The 10,277-nt window shown below is 66.4% G+C and carries 12 protein-coding genes and 1 pseudogene; 9 read left to right on the top strand and 4 right to left on the bottom strand.

What is annotated here, in order from left to right; genetic code table 11:
- Positions 1-115, bottom strand: a 115-nt coding sequence (locus tag A5652_RS27710) for a DUF2784 family protein (RefSeq protein WP_156745398.1), incomplete at its 3' end; no start/stop codon positions are given.
- 38 nt (positions 116-153) lie between these two features.
- Between A5652_RS27710 and A5652_RS26975 the strand changes: the two genes are divergently transcribed.
- The 5 genes and pseudogenes from A5652_RS26975 to A5652_RS17355 all read left to right on the top strand — a co-directional run bounded on the left by A5652_RS26975 (position 154) and on the right by A5652_RS17355 (position 2,623).
- Positions 154-507, top strand: a complete 354-nt coding sequence (locus tag A5652_RS26975; RefSeq protein ID WP_082983970.1) for a DUF2784 domain-containing protein — start codon at positions 154-156, stop codon at positions 505-507.
- A 324-nt stretch (positions 508-831) separates the two neighbouring features.
- Entirely contained in the window at positions 832-1,272 is a 441-nt protein-coding gene (locus A5652_RS17370) for a hypothetical protein (RefSeq protein WP_067353962.1), read from the top strand.
- The gene (locus A5652_RS17365; RefSeq protein ID WP_067353958.1) at positions 1,269-1,484 is read left to right on the top strand and encodes a DUF2945 domain-containing protein; all 216 of its coding nucleotides are present in this window, start codon (positions 1,269-1,271) and stop codon (positions 1,482-1,484) included. Before A5652_RS17370 ends, A5652_RS17365 begins: the two co-directional genes overlap by 4 nt.
- A 73-nt stretch (positions 1,485-1,557) precedes the next feature.
- Positions 1,558-1,845, top strand: a pseudogene (locus tag A5652_RS17360) (DUF3140 domain-containing protein); the annotation flags it as partial.
- Between the two features lie 202 nt (positions 1,846-2,047).
- Positions 2,048-2,623, top strand: a complete 576-nt coding sequence (locus A5652_RS17355; RefSeq protein WP_067353952.1) for a MarR family winged helix-turn-helix transcriptional regulator — start codon at positions 2,048-2,050, stop codon at positions 2,621-2,623.
- Here the strand turns inward: A5652_RS17355 and A5652_RS17350 are convergent.
- Together A5652_RS17350 and fni are read right to left on the bottom strand one after the other, a co-directional pair.
- Positions 2,617-3,867: a glycosyltransferase gene (locus A5652_RS17350; RefSeq protein ID WP_067353949.1), complete on the bottom strand. Its 1,251-nt coding sequence runs from the start codon at positions 3,865-3,867 to the stop codon at positions 2,617-2,619. The two genes, A5652_RS17355 and A5652_RS17350, sit on opposite strands and share 7 nt — an antisense overlap.
- A gap of 11 nt (positions 3,868-3,878) precedes the next feature.
- On the bottom strand, positions 3,879-4,904 hold the full coding sequence (gene fni / locus A5652_RS17345) for a type 2 isopentenyl-diphosphate Delta-isomerase (RefSeq protein ID WP_197513989.1): 1,026 nt from the start codon (positions 4,902-4,904) through the stop codon (positions 3,879-3,881).
- Positions 4,905-5,073: 169 nt separating this feature from the next.
- On the opposite strand from fni, the gene A5652_RS17340 reads away from it, so the two are divergent.
- From A5652_RS17340 to A5652_RS17325, 4 genes are all read left to right on the top strand, one after another.
- Positions 5,074-7,173: an MMPL family transporter gene (locus A5652_RS17340; protein WP_082983968.1), complete on the top strand. Its 2,100-nt coding sequence runs from the start codon at positions 5,074-5,076 to the stop codon at positions 7,171-7,173.
- A complete protein-coding gene (locus A5652_RS17335; RefSeq protein WP_067353936.1) occupies positions 7,170-7,649 on the top strand; it encodes a TspO/MBR family protein in 480 nt (159 codons plus the stop codon). The genes A5652_RS17340 and A5652_RS17335 overlap by 4 nt, the downstream gene beginning before the upstream one ends.
- A 3-nt stretch (positions 7,650-7,652) precedes the next feature.
- Positions 7,653-8,981 carry a deoxyribodipyrimidine photo-lyase gene (locus tag A5652_RS17330; RefSeq protein ID WP_067353932.1) on the top strand — a complete coding sequence of 443 codons (1,329 nt, stop codon included), beginning with the start codon at positions 7,653-7,655 and terminating at the stop codon, positions 8,979-8,981.
- 250 nt (positions 8,982-9,231) lie between these two features.
- A complete protein-coding gene (locus A5652_RS17325; RefSeq protein WP_067353928.1) occupies positions 9,232-9,783 on the top strand; it encodes a DUF4333 domain-containing protein in 552 nt (183 codons plus the stop codon).
- Here the strand turns inward: A5652_RS17325 and A5652_RS17320 are convergent.
- The coding region (locus A5652_RS17320; protein WP_067353924.1) for an acyltransferase at positions 9,780-10,277 on the bottom strand (498 nt) is incomplete at its 5' end. The two genes, A5652_RS17325 and A5652_RS17320, sit on opposite strands and share 4 nt — an antisense overlap.

Raw genomic sequence — 10,277 nt, 5'->3', positions numbered from 1 at the left:
CGATACCCCAAGCCACTGCCGGTACGTGCACGAGCATGGTTCGAGGCCAGCGCAACGCTAGGAGACCCCCGCACGGTACGTACAGCAGGTACGCCAGGTGTGCACCGACCGTCACCGCGACGACGGCGACGTACCGGTTCGTCACGGCTGGCCATGCCTGATTGCGAACGTTTCAATATCCTTGCACCGTGCGGGGGTCTCCTAGCGTTGCGCTGGCCTCGAACCATGCTCGTGCACGTACCGGCAGTGGCTTGGGGTATCGGTGTCGTAATGCTCAGACTCGAGTGTCCTTTGACTTCGCTCGAATCGTGGGCCCGCCGTCGCGCGAACATGGATCCGCTGCCAGCGTCGGGATTTATCGACCGTTACGTGACGGGATATTTCGTGCCGCCGGGCCGTGTTGGCGTCGCGCAGGCGCTCGCATTCGCCAGCGCCGCCCTCTCATGGGGAGTACTCGCCCGCCGGACCATTTGCTGCGGGCAGCGCGGCATGCCGACTGCCGGGTGACCTCCGCCGCACCACCCACAGCACGCCACCCACAAGCAGGACCGCCAGGACGATCACGGTGGGCCACATGGCCAGCTGCGCAAACCACAAACGCCGTTGTAGGCGGAGCACTTTACGCTCCGCACGTCCCAGGCGCCGCGACGTATCAATCAAGGTCATTGTCAGACCAGATACCCGAGGCGCACCCGTTCAAACCGCGATGACGCTCACCGCAGGAATCTCCAGGTTCTTAACTGTTCAGTGAATTAACCACTTAATCTCGGTTTCGACGGTTCGGCCTGTTCTGCGGCGGGAATGCCTAGGCCAACGCGGGGGAGGAACGTGATGAGCGACGGGGCCAGCACCGACATCGACGGCGTCGCGCAGGCGGTAGGGCGAGTGACCGAGGCGCTGGAAACGATCGAGCGCGCCCGCGGGCATCTGTATTCCTTCCATCAGCTCACCGGCCGCGCCGACCTGCAACTCGACGAGGCGGTGGCGCGGCTGAAGGAACTCGGCCAAGCCGAGCTGGCGCGATACATCAGCTGCGAGCTGATGGGGCGCAATGTCCTGCCGGGCCGCTGGAGCTTCCAAGTCGTCGAGGAGTATGACGACGGCTACTACCGCTGTTTCAAAGATGCCGAACGGCTCGTGCGAACCCGACTCACCGACGGTCGCCGCCACGCCCACGAGATGGCGTTGAAGGAGCGACGGCGCACCGTGGGCAAGCCGGCCCACACCGCATCTCCTGCAGATGATGAATCGGCGAAAGGTGAATCCGCATGAGCAACAACGAATTCAACAAGGGTGACAAGGTGGAGTGGCAAAGCCACGGCACCACCGTCCGGGGCACGGTCGAGGGCAAAATCACTTCCGACACGGAAGCCGCCGGACGCACGGTGCGGGCGTCCAAGGACGAGCCGCAGTACAGGGTGCGCAGCGACAAGACGGGAGCGGACGCGGTGCATAAGCCGGACGCGCTACGTCGCGCAAAGTGATGCGCGTCAACAGGATTGAGTACTCAGCGTCACCGACGACCAAGAAACCACCTGGGAACGCTTCCAGGACACCGTCAATATGACCGCACGCGAACTGGAAAAGTGGCTCGACACCGAGGAATCTAAGAGCGTTGGGCAAAAGCAGGGCGCTGACGAGTCCACCGGCCACGCCAGTGGCCGGCACATCGTCGAGATTCTCAAGGCAAAGCGCGCCGACCTCACCGACGCCGACTATGCCCACATGCGAAAGGTGGTCGGCTACGCCAAACGCCACCTGGCGCAACGTCCGCACGGCAAGATCGACGAGAGGCCGTGGCGATACTCCCTGATGAACTGGGGCCACGACCCCGCAAAGTTGTGACAGTTCCTGCTCGCCGCGGCTGAGCCCGCCGCGGTGCCGTAGGCTGAGGAGCCATCGATCGCACCGCGCACCTGCGGGCGTGTTTGTTCTCAGCGTGTGCCCCGAAATGGGCTACAAAGGAGCAACGCCCGAGCGTTTCGCCGGCCGCGATTAGCGGTCGCCGATACGCCGGCAGCGTATCTTTCAAGAAGGATGCGGGTAAGTGACCAAGCGCGCCGCCGCTGACCGGCGATTAGACCGGGCCGAACTCGAGAAATTGATGTCGGCCGACATGCGCGCGATCACTGCGCAGTCCGACCGCATTGGCCGGCACTTCGCCCGCCAAAACGATGTCAGCGGCACCGACTTCCACGCGTTGCTGCACATCATGGTTGCCGAAACCGCCGGCGAGCCATTGACGGCGGCGCAGCTGCGACGGCGCATGGACGTGTCACCGGCCGCCATCACCTATCTCGTCGATCGCATGATCGACGCCGGCCACGTCCGGCGCGAGCCCGATCCCAAGGACCGGCGCAAGACACTGCTGCGCTATGAAAAACCGGGAATGGCCCTGGCCCGGTCGTTTTTCACTCCCCTTGGCGCCGAACTACATACTGCGCTGGCCGACCTTCCCGATCGCGACCTGGCGGCCGCGCATCGGGTGTTCACGTCGATGATCGAGGCGATGGCCGGCTTCGAATCCCGACTCGCCGCAACAAGTCCGAAGGCGTCGGCCGCCGAGCCGAAGCGCGCGACGGCGAAAGGCCGTCGCAGTCCGGCGAAACGCGGCGGTCAGTGAATCGGCCTCTCGGCAACGCGGCCCAGTAGCCGCCGCTCGATCAGGTCGGCACCGCGGGCAACACCTCCCGTTGCGGCGAATCCGGCGGCCACCCGGCGCGCCCCGTCGATCATCGTCATTGCCGCGCCGACCTTTGCCCGCAGCCGCTCCGCGGTGAGCCTCTTGGCGGCAAGGCGAGTACCGCACCGGGCAACCTCCACTCGCCGCGCGACCTCGGCCTGGTCGCGAGCGAAGGGCACGACGCAGACCGGTACGCCGCGATCGAGGGCCTTCAGCGTCGTGCCCATCCCGCCGTGGGTGATCGCGCAACTGGCCTTGTCGAGGATGGCCGCGTGCGGTACGAATCGGCACACGGTGGCGTTCGCCGGCCGCGGCAGATCGGCGGGTATACCGGCCGGAAATGTCGCGACCAGATGAACGTCCTCGTTGGCCAGCGCGCGCAGGGCGATTCGCCCCAGGACGTCGTCGGCCTGCCTCAGCGAGGAGGTGTTCACCAGCACCATCGGACGATCGATGGCGTCGATCCACTCCGGTGTTGCCGTCGATGTTGGCTCGAACGCGCAGGCGCCGATGTGGTGCACCAGGCCGGCCCACCCGGGATGCGGGTATTCGAACGGCTCCCCGCCGACGGCTAACACCAGTGGGGCGCGCCGGATGAAGCCGTCAACCGACGTCACCGGCGACACTCCCAGCTCAGCACGAATGGCGTTGATGTGGGGCAACATTGGCCGGTCGAAAACATGCCTTACGATTCGCCGCACCCCGGCGTCACGGATGTCGCCGGCAATGCCGGGTAACGGACGCAATCCGGGACCGAATGGTGGCACCCCACGGGAGCGCAGGTACGGGGTGAACGGTGAAAAGAGCAGCCACGGAATGTTGCCGGCGTCCGCGGCCGACAAGGCCCCCCAGCAGTTCGCATCCACGATGACCGCATCCGGTCGGATCGCGTTCACCGCGCGCCGGAAGTCGTCGACCTCCAGCACCGCTCGCCGGCACAGCACGTCGATCGATAATTTCAGCACTCCCAGAGCGTTTCGGGCCTCCCAGTCGTTGCCGGCAATCGCTTCGATGGCCGGGTCAACCGGCTCGGCGTGCACGCCGGCCGACCGCATCGTCGAGACGCCGGCCGACATGGTGCGCAGATGAACGTCATGGCCGCGCCGGACCAGCTCGGCCAGCAGCGCCGCGGTCGGCAGCAGATGCCCTAAGGCAGGCGACCCGTACGCCAAGATCACAGCCACGTCGCGTGTACCTAGTGGTCGCCGATGAGGCCGACGTCGCGCAGGTCCGCCAGCTTTGCGGCGCCACAGCCGTGCAGGCAGATTCGAAACTCGTCGATGAACGGCTGCAGCCAATCGACCACGGCCGCAGTCGATTCGATCGCGGCGGCCAGCAGCGGCCGCGCCACCGCCACCACATCGGCACCCAGGGCGATCGCCTTGGCCGCATCCATACCGGTACGTATGCCACCGGACGCCACCAATGGGATCGCCGGCAGAACATCTCGCACCTCCACGATCGCGCGCGCGGTAGGGATACCCCAATCAGCGAGGTCCGGATAGCGCAGTTCGCCGTATCGCACAAACTGCTCGACGCGCGACCACGACGTGCCACCGGCACCCGCGACGTCGATTCCGGCGACCGGCAATTCGCCTTCAGTGCCGATGAGCTCCGCGGCCGCGGCACCACCGATCCCGTGCCCGACCTCCTTGAGCAGCACGGGACGGTCAATGGTGTCGGCCGCCTCGCGCAGCCTGTTCAGCGACCCGGAGAAATCCGTGTCGCCCTTGTGCTGCACCGCTTCCTGCAGTGGATTGGTATGCACGGCAAGCGCATCGGCGCCCACCCGATCGAGTGCCTTTGCCAGATCCGGCACCGCGGCCGCCGTCAGTTGAGCCAGGCCGATATTGCCGAACAGCAGAACATCCGGGGCCACGTCGCGCACCGTGAAGCTCTCCGCGGCGCGTTCCCCCAGCGCACTGTCCAGCATGATCCGCTGCGAACCCAACATCATGCCCAGGCCCAGCTGTTGGGCGGCCGTGGCCAGATTGCGGTTGATCGTTCGGGACAGCTCGGCGCCCCCGGTCATCGCACCGATGAGTATCGGAGACCGCAGGTTGACGCCGAAAAAGCTGGTGGACAAGTCGATGTCGCGCAGACTTGTTTGAGTCAGCGCGTTATAGGGCAATTCGTAGCGATCCAGCCCCGTCGTGACGCCCTCGTAGCCGACCGGCTCGTTCAGGCAGACGTCGATGTGCCGCCGCTTGCGGCTCTTCATCTCCCCCCGGTCAGCTGTCACCGCAGCTACCCGCTCGTATCCACCACTGCTCCCGCGCCGCATTCATAATGTCCATAGTGCTCCCTGTTATGAACCGCCGGGGTCGCCGCGTGTCAATGCGTCATTTCATTTGATTAATGTTTAACATACTGAAAGAGTTGAGTTTGTGATGTGGGATTCCGTGGCCGCCGCCGTGACGGGCCGGCGTTCATGGCTGCTCGCGCTGGTCACGGCCCTGCTGGGTGTCGCATTAATGGTTCTCGTCGGCGGCAATGCCGCCGCAGGCCAATCGCCGCAATCGGTTCCAGTCGATGCACAATCGGCACAGGTCGATGCCCTGGCCAAGCAGTTTCCGGGGGGTGACAAAGCCCCGCTGATCGTTGTGGTCAGCCGCACCGACGGTGGGGTGCTCGGCCCGTCCGATATCGCCGCCGCCCAGGCCGCGCTGGCTCGGGCGCAGGCGGCTAGGCCCGGAGCGACCGCGGCGGCCGCGCCTGTCATGCGGTCGCGGGACGGAAAGGCGGCCGTAGGGGTCGTGCCGATCAGCGCTGACTTGTCCGGGCTTGCCCTGGGCGACGCCGTCGCCGCGCTGCGCACGGCCGCGGCCGAGCGTCTGCCCGCGGACCTGCAGGCCCACGTGACGGGCGGCCCGGCGTTCGGCGCCGACGTCGCCAGCGCCTTCGCAGGCGCAAACATCACCTTGCTCGCGGTGACGACATCGGTGGTGGCGCTGCTGCTGATCGCCACCTACCGCTCGCCGGTGCTGTGGCTGGTACCGCTGCTCGCGGTCGGATTCGCCGACCGGGTGGCCGCGGCGGTCGGCACCGCGGTGGCGTCGTTGTCCGGGTTGAGCTTCGACGGCGCCACTTCCGGAATCACCAGCGTGCTGGTTTTCGGTGCCGGCACCAACTACGCGCTGTTGCTGATTTCTCGATATCGCCAAGAGCTCCGACGCCATACCGGGCATCGCGCGGCGTTGCGCCGGGCCGTGCGCAGGGCTGGGCCGGCCATCGTCGCCAGCAACGCCACCGTGGTGCTGGCGCTGCTCACCCTGCTGTTCGCGTCCACGCCGAGCACCCGCAGCCTGGGGGCGCTGGCGGCGTGCGGCCTGATGGTTGCCGCGATTTCGGTGCTGGCGATCCTGCCCCCGCTGCTGGCCCTGTGCGGCCGGCGTTTGTTTTGGCCGTTCATCCCGCACGCCGGCGCCGACGAAACCCTCGATTCCGGCGGCTGGCAACGTGTCGCGGAATGGGTGGGCGGGCGACCCGCACTGGTCGCGGCTATCGCGATAGCGGTGCTGGCGGGCCTCGGTACCGGCTTGCTGGGAACTCGGGTCGCTTTGTCACAGACCGAGCAGTTCCGGATACGTGCGGACTCGGTAGCCGGTTACAACGTTGTGGCCGAACATTTTCCGGCCGGCCTGGCGAACCCGACACTGGTCGTCAGCGCTACCGATCGTGCCGCACCGGTGCGGCAGGCGATCACATCCACCCGCGGTGTCGTGTCGGTGACCGAAACCGGACGATCTGCATCCGGCCTGACGAAGTGGTCGGTGGTGATCGATGCACCGCCATCGTCGAAGCGGGCATTCAGCATCGTTGCCGCGCTGCGAGATTCGACACGGGCCGCCGACCCCCACGCACTGGTGGGCGGCGCCGACGCACAAGCCCTCGACATTCGTGACGCGGCCACCCATGACCGGGTGCTGCTGATCCCGGCGATCCTGGCCGTCATCCTCATCGTCCTGTACGTGCTGCTGCGGTCGGCGCTCGCGCCACCGACGCTGCTGGCCGCCACGATTCTGGGCGCGCTGGCCGCGCTGGGCCTGGGCGGCTGGGCGAGCCTGCACGTCTTCGGCTTCCCGGCACTGGACAACACCACCCCGTTGTTCGCCTTCCTGTTCCTGGCGGCCCTCGGCGTGGACTACACGATTTTCCTGGTCATCCGGGCTCGCGAGGAAGCCGCGCGGAACGACGCCAGCACCGGGATGGTTCGCGCGGTGTCGGCTACCGGCGGCGTAATCACCAGCGCCGGAATCGTTTTGGCCGCGGTGTTCTGCGTCCTCGCGGTGTTGCCACTGATCGTCCTGACCCAATTGGGGATCGTCGTGAGCCTGGGAATCCTGCTCGACACGTTCGTGGTGCGCACGCTGGTCATCCCGGCCCTGTTCGCCCTCATCGGCGACCGGGTCTGGTGGCCGGCCAGCCCGGCCGCCGAACCAGTTGAGCGACAAGCTAACCGGAAACAACCAGAAAAGAGCACACTGTGAACAGGTCGATACTGGCTGCGACCGGCCTGGCCGTCGCCGCAGCCGCCGGCAGCGGAAGCATCGCGAGCAACAACGCCCTTCCCCAGTGGTATTCGCGGCTGCGCAAGCCCTCCTACCAGCCGCCCCGTGCGGCCTTCCCCACCGTGTGGACCGCGCTCTACGGCGACATCGCGGCCACGTCGGCGGTGACCATCGACCGGTTTCGCACGATCGGGCGGCATGACAAGGCACGCGACTACACCGCGGCGCTGGCGGTGAACCTGCTCCTCAACACCGGATGGAGTTGGCTGTTCTTTGGGTTCCACAGACTCGGCGCGTCCGCCGTCGGTGCGGCGGCGCTGACCGCCAGCAGCGCCGATCTGGTCAGGCGCACGGCCCAAGCCACACCGCGCGGCGGGCTGGCGTTGCTGCCCTACCCGCTGTGGTGTGGTTTCGCGACCATCCTGTCCACGCACATCTGGCGACTCAACCGCTAAATCATGCCGGCATTATTGTGGTTTCGCCGCGATCTGCGGTTACGTGATCATCCCGCGCTCGTCGCCGCGGCAGAGAACGGTGAGGTGCTCGCCTGCTTTGTGCTCGATCCGCGCCTGGAAAAGTCGTCGGGACAACGGCGGCTGCAGTACCTGGGTGACTCGCTGCGCCGGCTGCGCGAGGACCTCGACGGCCGGCTGCTGATCGTCCGCGGGCAGCCGCACACGCAGATCCCGCGCATAGCCGAGGAGATCGGCGCGTCTTCGGTGCACATCTCCGAAGACTTCGCACCGTTCGGCAAGCGCCGTGACGAGCGGGTGCGCGCCGCGCTGGATTCGGTGCCGCTGGTGGCGACGGGGTCGCCGTATCTGGTCTCGCCGGGCCGCGTCACCAAGCCGGACGGCACGCCCTACAAAGTGTTCACCCCGTTTCTGCGTCAGTGGCAGAAGACCGGCTGGCGCGAACCGGCGAAATCGAACGCGAGCTCCGCGCGCTGGCTGGATCCGGCGCAGCTGCGGATCGAGAAATGCCAGATCCCCGATCCCGGGGTAACCCTCGAGGTGGCCGCCGGCGAGGCTGCGGCGCGCAAACAGTGGAAGTCGTTCGTCGACAACGGGTTACAGAGCTATGCCAAGGACCGCAACAGGCCGGACCTGACCGGAACCAGCCGCATGTCGGCGCACCTGAAGTTCGGCGCCGTTCATCCGCGCACCCTGGTCGCCGACCTGGACCGGCGCGGCAACGCGGCACAAACCTTTCTGCGGGAGTTGGCCTTTCGCGACTTCTACGCCGATGTGCTGCACCACTGGCCGGCCAGCGCCTGGCGCAACTGGAACAGCGATTTCGACGGCATCCAGACCGACACGGGCGCCGAGGCCAAACGCCGCTTCGAGGCGTGGAAAGCGGGCGAGACGGGTTTTCCCTTCGTCGACGCCGGGATGCGCCAGCTTCGTGACACCGGCTTCATGCACAACCGGGTGCGGATGATCGTGGCATCGTTTCTGGTCAAGGACCTGCATCTGCCGTGGCAATGGGGCGCCGAATGGTTCCTGGACCAGTTGGTGGACGGCGACATGGCGAACAACCAGCACGGCTGGCAGTGGTGCGCGGGCTGCGGTACCGATGCCGCGCCCTACTTCCGGATATTCAACCCGATCACGCAGGGCGAGAAGTTCGACCCTTCGGGCGATTACATCCGGCGCTGGGTAACCGAACTGCGCTCCGCGGACGACGTGCATCTGCGCAAGGGTGAGCGGCCGGACGGCTACCCGGCGCCCATCGTCGACCACGCCGCCGAGCGCACCGAAGCGCTGCGGCGCTACCAAAGCATCTGACTGCCATTCGCCGGCGTCAGCGCCATCTCCGCGAACTGATGTGCGCCTTCTCGGATTCGCTAGCGCCCGCGCTAGCGGATTCGAAAAGCGGTATGTGGTGCGGTGACGTTACTGATGGGACCCAAGTGGCCTTTTGTGGCCGGGAACGCAGCAACGGCCAGGTCAACCGCCCGACGTTTGCTGAATCGTCGCCCGCGAGCCGATCGGCCGTGTCAGGATCAGCCAATTCACCGTCAGTCGGGAGGCGACAATGACCAACTTCACCATCCGGACGCTGCTCATTTCGGGCGCGGCGGCCGGTCTCATCGCGAGCATCGGCGCCTGTTCGTGTTCCGTCGGGACGTCGCGCTCGGTGAGCAAGAGCGATGTCGCCGGCCAGATCACCGCGAAAATGACCGACGCGGCCGGCAACAAGCCCGAGTCGGTGAACTGTCCGAACGACCTGCCCGGGAAGGTCGGGGCCCAGATCAACTGCGACATGAAGGTCAAAGACCGGCCCTTCAACGTCAACGTCACGGTGACCAGCGTCGATGGGAACGACGTCAAGTTCGACATGGTGGAAACGGTCGACAAGAACCAGGTCGCCAACGCGATCAGCACCCAGGTGGGCCAGCAGGTGGGCAGAAAGCCGGATGCGGTGACCTGCCCCGACAACCTGAAAGGCGTTGCGGGCGCGACGTTACGGTGTCAGCTCACGGACGGCAATGACAAGTACGGTGTGCTGGTGACCGTGACGGACGTCGACGCCGGCGACGTCAACTTCCACTTCAAGGTCGACGCGCAGCCGCAAGCCGCCGGTTAGCGGGCGGCCTTTTTGCGTTCGATGTCGGCCAGCGCGGCGGCGAGTTCGGCGCGTTGGGCGGCCGAACTCTCCCAGGCGAGCTGGCGGTTCTTGACCACCTTGGCCGGCGCGCCGACCGCGATGGAGTAGTCCGGGATCACCCCGCGGACCACCGCGTGAGACCCCAGCACGCAACCCCGTCCGACGGACGTGCCGCGCAGCACCGATACCTTCACGCCCACCCAGGTGTCCGGACCGATCCGGACCGGGGACTTGACGATGCCCTGGTCCTTGATCGGCATGTCGATGTTGTCCATGCGGTGGTCGAAATCGCAGACGTAGCACCAGTCGGCCATCAACACCGAGTCACCGAGTTCGATGTCGAGGTAGGCATTGATGACGTTGTCGCGACCCAGCACCACCTTGTCGCCGAACCGCAGCGAGCCCTCATGCGCGCGGATGGTGTTCTTGTCGCCGATGTGCACCCACCGGCCGATCTCGAGCTGCGAGAGTTC

Origin of the sequence: Mycobacterium sp. 1165178.9 (genome assembly GCF_001673555.1) — a bacterium.
Classification (GTDB): Bacteria; Actinomycetota; Actinomycetes; order Mycobacteriales; family Mycobacteriaceae; genus Mycobacterium.
The sequence above is the reverse complement of the archived record's forward strand: the minus strand, read 5'-3'. Positions and strand labels throughout refer to the sequence as shown.